At 61.4% G+C, this 13,973-nt stretch carries 14 protein-coding genes and 1 pseudogene; 6 read left to right on the plus strand and 9 right to left on the minus strand.

Features of this window, described 5'->3' with window-relative positions:
• Both AEQ63_RS16890 and AEQ63_RS16895 read right to left on the minus strand, forming a co-directional pair.
• Positions 1-796: TPM domain-containing protein (locus tag AEQ63_RS16890; protein WP_236705271.1), on the minus strand; the 796-nt coding region annotated here is incomplete at its 3' end.
• A gap of 13 nt (positions 797-809) precedes the next feature.
• Positions 810-1,418, minus strand: coding sequence for a LemA family protein (locus tag AEQ63_RS16895; RefSeq protein WP_042608173.1), 609 nt, complete (start codon positions 1,416-1,418; stop codon positions 810-812).
• A 258-nt stretch (positions 1,419-1,676) separates the two neighbouring features.
• Here AEQ63_RS16895 and bglX point away from each other — a divergent pair, with 258 nt between their 5' ends.
• A complete protein-coding gene (bglX, locus tag AEQ63_RS16900; RefSeq protein WP_042608174.1) occupies positions 1,677-3,968 on the plus strand; it encodes a beta-glucosidase BglX in 2,292 nt (763 codons plus the stop codon).
• 98 nt (positions 3,969-4,066) lie between these two features.
• Here the strand turns inward: bglX and AEQ63_RS16905 are convergent, their stop codons facing one another.
• From AEQ63_RS16905 to AEQ63_RS28225, 5 genes and pseudogenes are all read right to left on the minus strand, one after another.
• On the minus strand, positions 4,067-5,224 hold the full coding sequence (locus AEQ63_RS16905; RefSeq protein WP_042608175.1) for a phospholipase D-like domain-containing protein: 1,158 nt from the start codon (positions 5,222-5,224) through the stop codon (positions 4,067-4,069).
• Between the two features lies 1 nt (position 5,225).
• The gene (locus AEQ63_RS16910) at positions 5,226-5,816 is read right to left on the minus strand and encodes a YceI family protein (RefSeq protein ID WP_064364174.1); all 591 of its coding nucleotides are present in this window, start codon (positions 5,814-5,816) and stop codon (positions 5,226-5,228) included.
• A 205-nt stretch (positions 5,817-6,021) separates the two neighbouring features.
• On the minus strand, positions 6,022-6,318 hold the full coding sequence (locus AEQ63_RS16915) for a hypothetical protein (RefSeq protein ID WP_064364175.1): 297 nt from the start codon (positions 6,316-6,318) through the stop codon (positions 6,022-6,024).
• Entirely contained in the window at positions 6,315-7,394 is a 1,080-nt protein-coding gene (locus tag AEQ63_RS16920) for a serine hydrolase domain-containing protein (RefSeq protein ID WP_064364176.1), read from the minus strand. Before AEQ63_RS16920 ends, AEQ63_RS16915 begins: the two co-directional genes overlap by 4 nt.
• Before the next feature lie 205 nt (positions 7,395-7,599).
• Positions 7,600-7,732: pseudogene (locus tag AEQ63_RS28225) on the minus strand (acyl-CoA dehydrogenase); the annotation flags it as partial.
• 153 nt (positions 7,733-7,885) lie between these two features.
• On the opposite strand from AEQ63_RS28225, the gene olsB reads away from it, so the two are divergent.
• Both olsB and AEQ63_RS16930 read left to right on the plus strand, forming a co-directional pair.
• A complete protein-coding gene (gene olsB / locus AEQ63_RS16925) occupies positions 7,886-8,641 on the plus strand; it encodes an L-ornithine N(alpha)-acyltransferase (protein ID WP_064364177.1) in 756 nt (251 codons plus the stop codon).
• Complete coding sequence (locus tag AEQ63_RS16930; RefSeq protein WP_064364178.1) at positions 8,641-9,432, plus strand: lysophospholipid acyltransferase family protein; 792 nt, start codon at positions 8,641-8,643, stop codon at positions 9,430-9,432. Before olsB ends, AEQ63_RS16930 begins: the two co-directional genes overlap by 1 nt.
• A 102-nt stretch (positions 9,433-9,534) precedes the next feature.
• Here AEQ63_RS16930 and AEQ63_RS16935 read toward each other — a convergent pair whose 3' ends face one another.
• The gene (locus AEQ63_RS16935) at positions 9,535-10,119 is read right to left on the minus strand and encodes an acyl carrier protein phosphodiesterase (protein ID WP_064364179.1); all 585 of its coding nucleotides are present in this window, start codon (positions 10,117-10,119) and stop codon (positions 9,535-9,537) included.
• Positions 10,120-10,287: 168 nt separating this feature from the next.
• Between AEQ63_RS16935 and AEQ63_RS16940 the strand changes: the two genes are divergently transcribed.
• Genes AEQ63_RS16940 through AEQ63_RS16950 form a run of 3 tightly spaced genes read left to right on the plus strand, consistent with a single transcriptional unit; the run spans position 10,288 to position 12,872 of the window.
• On the plus strand, positions 10,288-10,590 hold the full coding sequence (locus AEQ63_RS16940) for an ArsR/SmtB family transcription factor (RefSeq protein ID WP_007917068.1): 303 nt from the start codon (positions 10,288-10,290) through the stop codon (positions 10,588-10,590).
• Positions 10,591-10,624: 34 nt separating this feature from the next.
• Positions 10,625-11,791 carry an MFS transporter gene (locus AEQ63_RS16945; protein ID WP_064364180.1) on the plus strand — a complete coding sequence of 389 codons (1,167 nt, stop codon included), beginning with the start codon at positions 10,625-10,627 and terminating at the stop codon, positions 11,789-11,791.
• 31 nt (positions 11,792-11,822) lie between these two features.
• Positions 11,823-12,872: an alkene reductase gene (locus AEQ63_RS16950; RefSeq protein WP_064364181.1), complete on the plus strand. Its 1,050-nt coding sequence runs from the start codon at positions 11,823-11,825 to the stop codon at positions 12,870-12,872.
• Positions 12,873-13,256: 384 nt separating this feature from the next.
• On the opposite strand, the gene emhR is transcribed toward AEQ63_RS16950, so the two are convergent.
• Complete coding sequence (gene emhR, locus AEQ63_RS16955) at positions 13,257-13,889, minus strand: efflux system transcriptional repressor EmhR (RefSeq protein ID WP_016771330.1); 633 nt, start codon at positions 13,887-13,889, stop codon at positions 13,257-13,259.
• Between the last annotated feature and the right edge of the window lie 84 nt (positions 13,890-13,973).

A 13,973-nucleotide genomic window follows, 5' to 3' on the forward strand; every position in this document is an offset into this window, starting at 1 on the left:
GTTCGTTGGCGCGTTCGGCGCGGGCAGGGGCCACGACGACTTTGCGTTGTTCGTGTGCAGTCAGTAAGCCCGGGCCGAAAGGGGCCGGCCCATTATCCTTTCGACCTCCCCAGCCGCCGGACGAGCCGCCGCCGCCGAAACCGCCCCCTCCTCCGGAGCCGCCCCGACCGGCAGGCAGGATACCGAGCATCTGGCAGACAAACACCGTCAGGATGAACAACATCACCAGAAACATGAACAGCGCCGGATGCCGCGAGATGAAATCATCCGCCGGGTCGCCGCTGGATTCGTACACGGTGGACGGCTCATCGAGCGGATTGCCGCCCAATACCACCAGCATCGCCGCAACGCCATCGCTGATGCCTTTGCTGAAGTTGCCGGTCTTGAACGCCGGGGTGATGACCTGATGGATGATCACCGACGACTGCGCATCGGTCAGGCGATCTTCCAGGCCATAGCCGACTTCGATGCGCAGTTTGCGCTCGTCACGGGCGACGATCAGCAGCGCACCGTTGTTCTTGTCCTTCTGGCCGATGCCCCAGTGCCGACCGAGCTGAACGCCGAAATCCTCGATGGTCGTGCCCTGCAGGTCCGGCAGCGTGACCACCACCAATTGCTCGCCAGTGGCCTGTTCGTGCGCCTGCAATTGCTGGCTGAGTTGCGCGCGCACCGTTGGCTCGAGCATTTGTGCCTGATCGACCACGCGTCCGCTCAGCGGCGGAAACGTCAATTCGGCCCGGGCGCTGACGGCGAACAGCCACAGCATCAGCACCAGGCCCAGTTTCAACACACGCATGGGCAACCTCGAATCAGAATTTCACTTCCGGGGCCTTTTCCGCGCCGGGCGTGGTGGCTTCGAAGGTTTCGCGCATCGGCAGATCGCTGTACATCACGCTATGCCACAGGCGACCGGGGAAGGTACGGATCTCGGTGTTGTATTTCTGCACCGCCAGAATGAAATCGCGACGCGCCACGGCAATCCGGTTTTCCGTGCCTTCAAGTTGCGATTGCAAGGCGAGGAAATTCTGGTTGGCCTTCAGATCCGGGTAGCGCTCGGAGACCACCATCAGACGACTCAACGCGCCGGTCAGTTGATCCTGCGCCTGCTGGAACTGCTTGAGCTTCTCGGGATTGTCGAGGGTGCTGGCATCGACCTGAATCGAGGTTGCCTTGGCCCGTGCCTCGATCACTGCAGTCAGGGTTTCCTGTTCGTGGGCCGCGTAGCCCTTCACGGTTTCCACCAGATTGGGAATCAGGTCGGCGCGGCGCTGGTACTGGTTCTGCACCTGGCCCCAGGCGGCTTTCGCCTGTTCATCGAGGGTCGGGATATTGTTGATGCCGCACGCGGTCAACAGCGTGGCGAACACCAGCAACGTGGCGATCTGTAGCCGTGAACGAGAGGTTGGGCTGATATTCATTGCAGTGATGCTCCATGACACATTTGATTTAAAAACCGAGCGCTGGGCATTCCCGGCCAGCGGTTGGGGCATAATCGGCGCCGCCACTGGCATGCGACGGGTTAATCGGCTAAAAAGTGCCCTTCGTGTTCACATTGCCGCGGTCGGCTGCGGTTTTCCGGCTCAGGGTTTTGGGCCGGTACCCGAACAACAATAGTCGCTCCCTACATTTTGGCTGGCCGGTGTTGCCTCACCGTTTGGGCCCTTGAGAAAAAATTCATGAAGAAGCTGTGTTTGCTGGGTCTGTTCGTCAGCCTGGCCAGTCATCAGGTACTGGCCGCCACGACCCCGGTACCCCTGGAGAACAAGGACGCTTTCATCAGCAACCTGATGAAACAAATGACCCTCGACGAGAAGATCGGCCAGTTGCGCCTGATCAGCATCGGCCCGGAAATGCCCCGCGAGCTGATCCGCAAGGAGATCGCCGCCGGCAACATCGGCGGCACCTTCAACTCGATCACCCGCGCGGAAAACCGTCCGATGCAGGACGCTGCCATGCGCAGTCGCCTGAAGATCCCGATGTTTTTCGCGTACGACGTGATCCACGGTCACCGTACGATTTTCCCGATTCCGCTGGCCCTCGCGTCGAGCTGGGACATGGACGCCATCGGCCAGTCCGGTCGGGTTGCGGCGAAAGAAGCCGCCGCTGACAGTCTCGACATCACCTTTGCGCCGATGGTCGATATCTCCCGCGACCCGCGCTGGGGCCGCAGTTCCGAAGGTTTCGGTGAAGACACCTACCTGACTTCGCGCATCGCCAAAGTCATGGTCAAGGCATATCAGGGCGAAACCCCGAGCGCCGCCGACAGCATCATGGCCAGCGTCAAGCACTTCGCCCTGTACGGCGCGGTCGAGGGCGGGCGCGACTACAACACCGTCGACATGAGCCCGGTGAAGATGTACCAGGATTACCTGCCGCCCTACCGCGCGGCGATCGATGCCGGTGCTGGCGGTGTGATGGTGGCGTTGAACTCGATCAACGGCATTCCGGCCACGGCCAACACCTGGCTGATGAACGATCTGCTGCGCAAGGATTGGGGCTTCAAGGGCCTGGCGGTCAGCGACCACGGCGCGATCTTCGAACTGATCAAGCACGGCGTCGCCCGCGACGGTCGTGAAGCGGCGAAGCTGGCGATCAAGGCCGGCATCGACATGAGCATGAACGACACCCTCTACGGCAAAGAGCTGCCGGGGCTGCTCAAGTCCGGCGAAATCGAACAGAAAGACATCGACAACGCCGTGCGCGAAGTGCTCGCGGCCAAGTACGACATGGGCCTGTTCAAGGATCCGTACCTGCGCATCGGCAAGGCTGCAGATGACCCGGCCGACACCTACGCCGAAAACCGCCTGCACCGCGCCGAGGCCCGTGAGGTGGCGCGTCGCAGTCTGGTGCTGCTGAAGAATCAGAACGAAACCCTGCCGCTGAAGAAAGACGCGAAAATCGCCCTGGTCGGCCCGCTGGCCAAGGCGCCGATCGACATGATGGGCAGTTGGGCCGCCGCCGGGCGTCCGGCGCAATCGGTCACGCTGTTCGATGGTATGAGTTCAGTGATTGGCGACAAGGCCAACCTGATCTACGCCCGTGGCGCCAACATCACAGGCGACAAGAAGGTCCTCGATTACCTCAACTTCCTCAACTTCGACGCCCCGGAAGTGGTCGATGACCCGCGCCCGGCCAATGTGCTGATCGACGAAGCGCTGAAAGCGGCGAAGGATGCTGACGTGATCGTCGCGGCTGTCGGTGAGTCCCGTGGCATGTCCCACGAATCCTCGAGCCGCACTGACCTGAACATCCCGGAAACCCAGCGCGAATTGATCCGCGCGCTGAAAGCCACTGGCAAACCGCTGGTGCTGGTGTTGATGAACGGCCGTCCACTGACGATTCTCGAAGAGAACCAGTCGGCCGACGCGATTCTGGAAACCTGGTTCAGCGGCACCGAGGGCGGCAACGCCATCGCCGACGTGCTGTTCGGCGACTACAACCCGTCGGGCAAACTGCCGGTCACTTTCCCGCGCTCCGTGGGCCAGATCCCGACCTACTACAACCACCTGAGCATCGGCCGGCCGTTCACGCCGGGCAAACCGGGCAATTACACCTCGCAGTACTTCGATGACACCACCGGCCCGTTGTTTCCCTTCGGTTATGGCCTGAGCTACACCACGTTTGCCCTGAGCGACATGGCGCTGTCGTCGACCACGCTGAACGCTACTGGCAAGCTCGACGCCAGCGTCATGGTCAAGAACACCGGCAAGCGTGATGGCGAAACCGTGGTGCAGTTGTACATCCAGGACGTCACCGGCTCGATGATCCGCCCGGTGAAAGAACTGAAGAACTTCCAGAAGATCATGCTCAAGGCCGGCGAACAGAAAGTCGTGCACTTCACCATCACCGAGGACGACCTGAAGTTCTACAACGCCCAGCTCAAATACGCAGCCGAGCCTGGCAAGTTCAACGTACAGATCGGCCTGGATTCGCAGGCGGTGACGCAGCAGAGCTTTGAATTGCTGTAACCCATGAAAGCAAAAGATCGCAGCCTTCGGCAGCTCCTACAGGGTGTACACCCTGCCATTGTAGGAGCTGCCGAAGGCTGCGATCTTTTGATCTTGCTTCAACCGCGTCTATCGAGAATATTCACCACCAACCGATCCACCCAGCCCCACACCCGCTGCTTCACCCGCCGCCACAACGGCCGGCGCTGCCATTGCTCCAGGCTCACCAACTGACTCAAGCCGAAGTCCTTCACAAAGCTCGCCTCCACCGCTGCCGTCAGCGCCGGATCCAGTGCCTCCAGATTCGCCTCCAGATTGAAACGCAGATTCCAGTGATCGAAGTTGCACGAGCCGATGCTCACCCAATCGTCCACCAGAACCATTTTCAGGTGCAGGAAGCACGGCTGGTATTCGAAGATCTGCACCCCGGCCTTGAGCAGGCGCGGGTAGTAGCGATGCCCGGCGTAGCGCACCGAAGGGTGATCAGTCCGCGGCCCGGTCAGCAACAGACGCACATCGACACCGCGTGCCGCGGCTTTGCGCAGGGAGCGGCGGATTTGCCAGGTTGGCAGAAAGTACGGCGTGGCCATCCAGATGCGTTGCTGGCCGCTGTTCAAGGCGCGGAACAGTGATTGCAGGATGTCGCGGTGCTGACGGGCGTCGGCATAAGCGACGCGGCCCATCCCCTCGCCCTTGTCCGGCACACGCGGCAGGCGCGGTAACCCGAAATGCGCGGCCGGGCGCCAGGCGCGGCGGTAACGGTTGGCAATCCACTGCCGATCAAACAGCAATTGCCAATCGAGCACCAACGGGCCACTGATCTCGACCATGACTTCGTGCCACTCGCTGACATCATGGCCCGGCGTCCAGAATTCATCGGTCACGCCCGTGCCGCCGACCACCGCGAGGCATTGATCGACCAGCAGCAATTTACGGTGATCGCGGTAGAAGTTGCCGACCCAGCGCCGCCAGCTCAGGCGATTGTAGAAACGCAGCTCGACGCCCGCCTGGGTCAGGCGCTGACGCAGTGTCAGGGTAAACGCGAGACTGCCGTAATCATCGAACAGGCACCGGACGCGCACACCGCGCTCGGCCGCCGCGACCAGAGCCTGGACGATGGCTTCGGCGCAGGCGCCGGCCTCGACCAGATACAGCTCGAGTTCGATCTGCTCTTTGGCGAGGGCAATGTGCTCGAGCATGCGCGGAAAGAATTGCGGGCCGTCGATCAACAGTTCGAAACGGTTGCCGTCACGCCAGGGGAACACCGCACCGCGCATGTCAGCGCGCCGTGAAGATCAGCACCGCACCCACCGGCACCGACAGACTGATGGCCGACAGGTCGGCGAGTTTGCGCAGGTTTTCCAGGCCCGGCGCCAGATCGAAATCCTCGGCGTTGATCACCAGCGGCTCCAGGGTCACCACCTGAAAGCGTCGATCATCGAGACGCGTGGCGAGCAACTCGGCCGGGTATTCGTGCTGCTTGCCGTGCAGGCTGACGGTCAGCGGCAGGCGTAATTCCAGCTGCGCGCCGGGGGCCAGATCGTTGATCGGGCGCAGGTCGATCTGCGTGGTGATGGTCGCTGCGGAGAATTGCTCGATCTGGAACAGCTCTTTGCGCATGCGTTCATCACGCAAGGGAATGCCACTGTTGATCGATTCGAGCTCGACTTCGACTTCGGCGCGACCGTTGGGATCGACCTTGCCGTGCAGCACCAGAAAGCGCTGCACTTCCGACACGCTGGCATTTTTGGTGCTGACGAACGACAGCCGCGACGATTCGCCGTCCAGATACCAATTGGCCTGGGCCGGCAGTGCAGCGGCGGTCAACAGCAGGCTGGCGAAGACTGTATAGAGGGAGCGGTTGAACATTGAACACTCGTGGGGGGTGATAAACCTGCACGAACCTTAACCGCCTCCACGGTTATTGCAAACTGGAGATCACCACTGATTGATTGGCTGGTGAAATCCTGTAGGAGTGAGCCTGCTCGCGATGACGGAATATCAGTCGACATCTTTTTTAAATGTCAGACCGCTTTCGCGAGCAGGCTCACTCCTACAAGGGGATCGGCTGTGGTCAGGGATTCAGGCGACAGCCCTGGCGTTCGCTCAGCCATTGCGCACTGTTGCTGCGGCCCATGCCGCTGACGGTAATGGTTTTGCTCGAAGCGTCATCGGTAAAACCGCTGGTTGGCAGCCACTGCTTCACATACCCGCGGCAATACCCGGCATCGTTGTTCATCACATACCGGCACGAACAATATTCCTTGGCGGTATAGGCGCTGATGATGTCCGCAAACGCCCAGAGATTCTCGCGTTCATACCAGCCCCAGCCGAGCAGTAACAACAGCAGCACCAGCAAAAAACGCTTCATGGCCGCACCGCCTGCAACACGCGTTTGAGCAGTTCGTTGTGCCGGTAGCTGCCATCGCGGTCATCGCCGTAACGCACGATCACCAGCTTCCGGCTGGGCATCACGTACAGCGCCTGGCCCCAGTGGCCGAGGGCGGCGAAGGTGTCGGGCGGGGCGTCGGGCCACGGTGATGCTGCGCCATCGACAGGACGATTGAGCCACCAATGGCCGCCCGGCACGGCTTCGTCCTGATGCGCCTTGTAGCCGGCAAACGGTGTGAGGTTGAACGCGAGCCAATCCTCGGGCAGCAACTGCCGATCGTTCCAGCGCCCGCCGCGCGCCATCAGCAGGCCGACCCGCGCCAGATCCCGTGCAGTGAGATAAGCATAGGACGAGGCGACAAAGGTGCCGCGGGCATCGCTTTCCCACACGGCATGGCGGATGCCCAAGGGTTCGAACAGTGCTGTCCACGGATAGTCGGCATAACGCTGCGGCCCCACGATAGTTTTCAGCGCGGCGGCGAGCAGATTGCTGTCGCCGCTGGAATAACGGAAAGCCTGACCCGGTGCGGCATAAGCGTCGTGGTTCGCAGTGAATGCCGCCATGTCGCGATGGCCCCGGGTGTAGAGCATCGCTACCACCGAAGATTTCAGCGGGGCGTATTCGTAGTCTTCCTGCCAATCCAGACCGGACGCCCAGTTGAGCAGATGGCCGAGGCTGATCGCCGGGTGTTTTTCCAGCGCCGGGTAGAACTTCAGGGCCGGGTCGTCGAGTTTGAACCGGCCTTCGCCGTAGGCCACACCGAGCACCGTAGCCAGCAGGCTTTTGCTGATCGACCAGGTCAAATGTGGGGTCTGGTCGGTGGTCGGGCCGGCGTAGCGTTCGTAGACGATCTGGCCGTCGCGGATGATCAACAAGGCGTCGGTGCGGATGCCTTCGCGAGTGGCGTCGTTGCGGGGCGGGAAGGCGTAACTTTCCAGTGCCTCGACGGCGGGGCCCGCGATCGGCGAGCCGATTGGCCATTGCTCATTCGGCCATTGTTCGGCGTGAGCGGTGAGGCTGATCAGCAGCAGGAACAGGGACAGGCCTTTGAACATGGTTGAGGCTCTGGGGTTGGTCTGCTGAGATTAGGCGGGGTTCATGACAGGTTGGTGGCGTTTCGTATATTGCTATCGCGAGCAGGCTCACTCCTACAGTTTGATCGCATTCCAACTGAACAAACGCGATCAACTGTAGGAGTGAGCCTGCTCGCGATGAGGCCAGTCAGGCCGATGCAAGAGCCTTGGCCAAGCGCTTCGCCCTCGCCCCCGCCGGCCACCGCCAATTCGAACGGCGTGACGTTGCCCAGCGCCTGCGACAACGTTGCAAAACCTTCGGCCAGATCAGCAGCGGCGGGCAGGCGTTCACGGCGGTGCAGCAGTTCTGTCCAGGGCACGGGCGCCTCCTTGTGGGCTGTCATATAAGCATCACCGAACGTTCATGGCGATGACACCGGGGCTACATAGCCTGACTTTGCACAACACGGCTGCATAAAGAAAGTCGATCGGCTGCAACCCACGACGGGTTAAAGGCCCGTACGGAGATTCACATGACGCAAATCGCCCGCATCAGCGACACCGGCAATGAACGCCGCCTGCAAGCCGAACGCCTGGTCGGCGCCGAAGCCTTGCAGCAAGCCCAGGCCCTGCGCTTCGCCGTCTTCAGCGGCGAGTTCAACGCCAAATTGAAAGGCGCGGAACTGGGTCTGGACATGGATGATTATGATGTTCACTGCAGCCACATCGGCGTGCGTGATCTGAACACCGGGCGTCTGGTCGCAACCACGCGTTTGCTCGATCACACCGCCGCCAGCAGCCTCGGCAAGTTCTACAGCGAAGAAGAATTCAGCCTGCATGGGCTCGCGCATCTGCAAGGTCCGATCCTGGAAATCGGCCGCACCTGCGTCGACCCGGCGTACCGCAACGGCGGCACCATCGCCGTGCTCTGGGGCGAGTTGGCCGAAGTACTCAATCAGGGCGGCTACAGCTATCTGATGGGTTGCGCGAGCATTCCGATGCAGGACGGCGGCATTCAGGCCCACGCAATCATGCAGCGTTTGCGCGAACGTTATCTGTGCACCGAACCCCTGCGGGCCGAGCCGAAAAATCCGCTGCCGACGCTGGATATCCCCTCCAACGTCATCGCCGAAATGCCGCCGCTGCTCAAGGCTTACATGCGCCTCGGTGCGAAGATCTGCGGCGAGCCGTGCTGGGACGAAGACTTCCAGGTCGCCGACGTGTTCATCCTGCTCAAGCGCGACGAACTCTGCCCGCGCTACGCCAGGCACTTCAAGGCGGCGGTGTGATGAGCCGGTTGCGGGTGTACGCGCGAATCGCGCGAGTGCTGCTGGTGGTGACGCTGGGATTGACCATGGCCAGCGTCTTCGGCGTGTTCGAGCGCATCGGTCTGGCCCATTCGATGGAGCGGCGCCAGCGCTGGTCGCGTTTCTTCATGGCGCGGCTGAGCAACGCTCTGCCCTTTCGCGTGAGCGTGCACGGTGAGCTGCCGAAACAGCCGATGCTGTGGGTCAGCAATCACGTGTCGTGGACCGATATTCCGCTGCTGGGCATGCTCACGCCGCTGTCGTTTCTGTCCAAGGCCGAAGTGCGCACCTGGCCGGTGGCCGGTTGGCTCGCGGCCAAGGCCGGCAGTCTGTTCATCCGCCGTGGTTCGGGCGACAGCCAGTTGATCCGCAAACAGATGACCCGTCATTTGCAAACCGAACATTCACTGCTGATGTTCCCTGAAGGCACTACCACCGACGGCCGTTCGCTGCGCACGTTCCATGGTCGCCTGCTGTCGGCGGCGATCGATTCGCAGGTGATGCTGCAACCGGTGGCGATCCGTTATCTGCGCGAGGGCAAAATCGACACGCTGGCGCCGTTCATTGGCGACGATGATTTGCTCTCGCATCTGATGCGCCTGTTCAGCCATGACTGCGGCGATGTCGAAGTGCATCTGCTCAAGCCGATTGCCTGTCAGGGCCGCGAGCGCGCGGCGCTGGCGTTCGAAGCGCAGCAGGCGGTGCAGAAGGTGTTGTTTGGATCGATCCCGCAAAGCCGACAATCGCCAATGCGCCCGGCAATTGCTGCCTGAAATACATTTCCATTGTAGGAGTGAGCCTGCTCGCGATGGCGGTCTGTCAGTCACATTTGCATGAACTGACAGACCGCCATCGCGAGCAGGCTCACTCCTACATTAGATTTTCGGTGGTCTGGCGTGCCGGGCAAAATCCTGCAGCTGCGGGTAGAACAGGCTGAAGTCTTCGCTGAGCGGCTCATACAATCGTCGCAACTCCTGCATCGCTCCCGCCAACTCTTCAGGCCTCGTCAACCGCCGCGAGATCCCCCGCAGGACCTGCTCCAGCACGGCAAATTCGCGATACGAACCCAGCCAGTCATTGGCAACCATGTGCGGCGCGATCTTCGCCAGCCGTTCCGGCAATTGCCGTTCGCGGGACAGCACCCGATAGACGTCTGCGGTGAACTGTTCCAGCGGTTGATCGGCATACAAACGCCAGTCCCGCGCCAGGCAGTGATCGAAAAACACATCGAGGACGATCCCGGCGTAGCGCCGCCGCGTTTCGGTAAACCGCCCCAAGGCAGTGTCCACCAGCGGATGGCGATCAGTGAACACGTCGATGCGCCGATGCAGCGCAATCGCCGCTTCAACCTCCGGGTCGAACTGGCCCTGCAGGCGACCTTTGACGAAGTCGCCATACAGGCTGCCGAGTAACTGACCGGGGCGCTGGCCGCCGAGATGCAAATGCGCGAGATAGTTCATGGGCGCAGCTTAGCACTGGGTTCGAACATTCAGCACCCTTGTATCGTTATAACCCGATATAGCGATTTACAAGATGCTCAGACCGTTTTCATATTGGTATATCGCGATCCAACGATTTAAAGTTCGCTCCATCGCGATATATCGCCACTGCCCCCACGAGCCCACGCCATGAACCTCGACCTCGACGAAATAATAAAAGCCCTGGCGCACCCAGTACGGCGAGACATCCTCAACTGGCTGAAAGACCCGAAAAACGAATTCCCCGAGCAGTTGCACAACCACGAATACGGGATTTGCGCCGGGCAGATCGATCAGCGTTGCGGCCTGTCGCAATCGACTGTGTCGGCACACCTGGCGACCCTGCAACGGGCCGGGCTGATCAGCAGCCAAAAGGCCGGGCAGTGGCATTTCTTCAAACGTAACGAGGACGTCATCCAGGCGTTTCTCAGCACCCTCAGTAAAGAGCTCTGACCCTTAACGTCAGCCAGCCGACAAGGAAACCTGCATGCCCCTTTCGCTCCTCATCCTCGCCCTGAGCGCCTTCGCCATCGGCACCACCGAGTTTGTCATCATGGGCCTGCTGCCCGACGTGGCGGCGGACCTCGGCGTGTCGATTCCCGGTGCCGGCTGGCTGGTCACCGGTTACGCCCTGGGCGTGGCAATCGGTGCACCGTTCATGGCGCTGGCCACCGCGAAGCTGCCGCGCAAGGCCGCGCTGGTGGCGTTGATGGGCATCTTTATTGTCGGCAACCTGCTCTGCGCCATCGCCAGCGACTACAACGTGCTGATGTTTGCCCGGGTGGTCACGGCGCTGTGTCACGGTGCGTTCTTCGGCATCGGTTCAGTGGTGGCCGCCGGTCTGGTCGCGCCGAACAAACGTGCCTCGGCGGTGGCGTTGATGTTCACCGGTCTGACCCTGGCCAACGTGTTGGGCGTGCCGCTGGGCACCGCATTGGGTCAGGAAGCCGGCTGGCGTTCGACCTTCTGGGCGGTGACCGTCATCGGGGTGATCGCGCTGATCGGCCTGATCCGCTTCCTGCCGGCCAAGCGTGATGAAGAGAAACTCGACATGCGCGCTGAACTCGCCGCGCTCAAGGGCGCCGGCATCTGGCTGTCGCTGAGCATGACCGCACTGTTCGCCGCCTCGGTGTTCACCCTGTTCACCTATGTCGCCCCACTGCTCGGCGAAGTTACCGGCGTGTCGCCGCGTGGCGTGACCTGGACGCTGATGCTCATCGGTCTGGGCCTGACCGTCGGCAACATCATCGGCGGCAAACTCGCCGACAAAGGCATGGCCGCCACGCTGATCGGCGTGTTCATCAGCATGGCCGTGGTTTCCACGGTGCTGAGCTGGACCAGCGTTGCGCTGATCCCGACCGAGATCACCTTGTTCCTCTGGGCCACCGCCTGTTTCGCCGCTGTGCCGGCGCTGCAAGTCAACGTGGTGACCTTCGGCAAGGCTGCGCCAAATCTGGTCTCGACCCTGAACATCGGCGCCTTCAACGTCGGCAACGCCCTCGGCGCCTGGGTCGGCGGCAGCGTCATCGCCCACGGCTACGGCCTGACCAGCGTGCCACTGGCCGCCGCCGCACTCGCCGTACTGGCCCTGCTGGTGACCCTGATTACTTTCCGCCAGAACGGCAATGCCGAGCTGGCCGCTGCTTCCCACTGATCAACTTCCTTATCAAGAGAGACTTTTAGACATGGCGACTATTTTCGACCCGATCAAACTTGGCGACATCGAGCTGAACAACCGCATCATCATGGCCCCGCTGACCCGCTGCCGCGCCGACGAAGGTCGTGTGCCGAACGCGCTGATGGCCGAATACTACGTGCAACGCGCCTCGGCCGGCCTGATCCTCAGCGAAGCCACTTCGGTAACGCCGATGGGCGTTGGCTACCCGGACACCCCGGGCATCTGGTCCAACGATCAAGTGCGTGGCTGGGCCAATGTGACCAAGGCGATTCACGCTGCCGGCGGCAAGATCTTCCTGCAACTGTGGCACGTTGGCCGCATCTCTCACCCTTCGTACTTGAACGGTGAAGCGCCGGTGGCACCAAGCGCCATCCAGCCAAAGGGCCACGTCAGCCTGGTGCGCCCACTGGCCGACTACCCAACCCCGCGCGCCCTGGAAACCGCTGAAATCGCCGACATCGTCGACGCCTACCGCACCGGTGCCGAAAACGCCAAGGCCGCCGGTTTCGACGGCGTGGAAATCCATGGCGCCAACGGTTACCTGCTCGACCAGTTCCTGCAAAGCAGCACCAACCAGCGCACCGATCAGTACGGTGGCTCGCTGGAAAACCGTGCGCGCCTCTTGCTGGAAGTAACCGATGCCGCGATCGACGTCTGGGGCGCCGGCCGCGTTGGTGTGCACCTGGCACCGCGTGCCGACTCCCACGACATGGGCGATGACAACCTCGCGGAGACCTTCACCTATGTCGCTCGTGAACTGGGCAAGCGCGGCATCGCGTTCATCTGCTCACGGGAAAAAGAAGGCGCCGACAGCCTCGGCCCGCAACTGAAAGAAGCCTTTGGCGGCCCGTACATCGCCAACGAAAAATTCACCAAGGAAAGCGCCAACGAGTGGCTGGCCAGCGGTAAGGCTGACGCGGTGGCGTTCGGCGTGCCGTTCATTGCCAACCCGGATCTGCCCGCCCGTTTGCAGGCTGATGCGCCGTTGAACGAGCCGCATCCGGAAACTTTCTATGGCAAGGGTCCGGTGGGTTATATCGACTATCCGACGTTGTAATCACGCTGTAGCGCAGAAATAAGAAAGCCCCTGACTCGTGAGAGTCAGGGGCTTTTTGTTGTTCGGCTTCAGATTTGTTGCGTGGCACGACGCGTAGCCCCTCACCCCAGCCCTCTCCCGAGGGAGAGGGAGCCGATTTGCAGAGCTTTCAGAACCTGAGTTCGGCGGAGATATTCCAGGTCGGCGTATCTTGTAAGAGCAGCCCGGTCGGTCCCCTCTCCCTCTGGGAGAGGGCTAGGGTGAGGGGAAAGCGGCGAAACACGGTTTCACAAGAGCTACACAATTTCCCTACAAAATGCACGGCTCGCTGCGTTTAAACTCCCCGCCGCGATCATCAGCCATGGCGGCTGATTGACATCTCCCCGGGCAATTGCGCATTTTGTTTCATTTGCGCAGGCTCGGGCTCAGGCGCAGCATGTCCAGCCCGGTGTCGACCCAGCGTTCAGCCTCGGCGTGCAATTCGAAGCTGTCCGGGGCCAGCAGCCAGCCGTACAGCAGGCCGTCGATGTAGGCATGAATGCTGATGGCCGCGCGGGCAGTGTCGAGATCTTCCGGCAACTGGCCGCGATTCACCGCATTACGCAGGGTCAGGCCGATGCGCAGGTTGCAATCGAGACTGGCCGTCCGGCGCTGCTGGCGCAGATCGCACATTTCATCGGTGAACTCGCACTTATGAAACAGAATTTCGTTGATGCGCCGGGTTTTCGGGTCCAGTGCAACTTGATGAAACAAATGAATCAGCAACTGCCGCATGCAGCCCAGCGGGTCTGGCTCGTCTTCGCTTTCACTGGCCTTGGCCAGTTCATCCAGCGGTTCGTGCAGGCTGTCGAGCATGGCCTGGACCAGATCGGCCTTGTTGCTGAAATGCCAGTAGATGGCGCCACGCGTCACGCCGGCGAGGGTCGCGATGTCCGCCAGGGTGGTGCGGGCAACCCCCCTTTCATAGAAGGCTTTCTCGGCCGCTTCCAGAATCTGGCTGCGGGTTTCCTGAGCTTCCTCTTTGGTACGACGGACCATGGCAGTAAAACCTCAAACAGGATGTTTCAGGGATGGCTGAATATCCGCTGAATAAAGAGGGGGCGATCTCTCGTGAATCGACTC

The organism is Pseudomonas sp. RIT-PI-o (assembly GCF_001297215.1).
GTDB lineage: Bacteria > Pseudomonadota > Gammaproteobacteria > Pseudomonadales > Pseudomonadaceae > Aquipseudomonas > Aquipseudomonas moraviensis_A.

Coding starts and splice junctions, on each gene's coding strand:
- AEQ63_RS16895 (WP_042608173.1), bottom strand. CDS start 1,418: ATGAATATCAGCCCAACCTCTCGTTCACGGCTACAGATCGCCACGTTG.
- bglX (WP_042608174.1), top strand. CDS start 1,677: ATGAAGAAGCTGTGTTTGCTGGGTCTGTTCGTCAGCCTGGCCAGTCAT.
- AEQ63_RS16905 (WP_042608175.1), bottom strand. CDS start 5,224: ATGCGCGGTGCGGTGTTCCCCTGGCGTGACGGCAACCGTTTCGAACTG.
- AEQ63_RS16910 (WP_064364174.1), bottom strand. CDS start 5,816: ATGTTCAACCGCTCCCTCTATACAGTCTTCGCCAGCCTGCTGTTGACC.
- AEQ63_RS16915 (WP_064364175.1), bottom strand. CDS start 6,318: ATGAAGCGTTTTTTGCTGGTGCTGCTGTTGTTACTGCTCGGCTGGGGC.
- AEQ63_RS16920 (WP_064364176.1), bottom strand. CDS start 7,394: ATGTTCAAAGGCCTGTCCCTGTTCCTGCTGCTGATCAGCCTCACCGCT.
- olsB (WP_064364177.1), top strand. CDS start 7,886: ATGACGCAAATCGCCCGCATCAGCGACACCGGCAATGAACGCCGCCTG.
- AEQ63_RS16930 (WP_064364178.1), top strand. CDS start 8,641: ATGAGCCGGTTGCGGGTGTACGCGCGAATCGCGCGAGTGCTGCTGGTG.
- AEQ63_RS16935 (WP_064364179.1), bottom strand. CDS start 10,119: ATGAACTATCTCGCGCATTTGCATCTCGGCGGCCAGCGCCCCGGTCAG.
- AEQ63_RS16940 (WP_007917068.1), top strand. CDS start 10,288: ATGAACCTCGACCTCGACGAAATAATAAAAGCCCTGGCGCACCCAGTA.
- AEQ63_RS16945 (WP_064364180.1), top strand. CDS start 10,625: ATGCCCCTTTCGCTCCTCATCCTCGCCCTGAGCGCCTTCGCCATCGGC.
- AEQ63_RS16950 (WP_064364181.1), top strand. CDS start 11,823: ATGGCGACTATTTTCGACCCGATCAAACTTGGCGACATCGAGCTGAAC.
- emhR (WP_016771330.1), bottom strand. CDS start 13,889: ATGGTCCGTCGTACCAAAGAGGAAGCTCAGGAAACCCGCAGCCAGATT.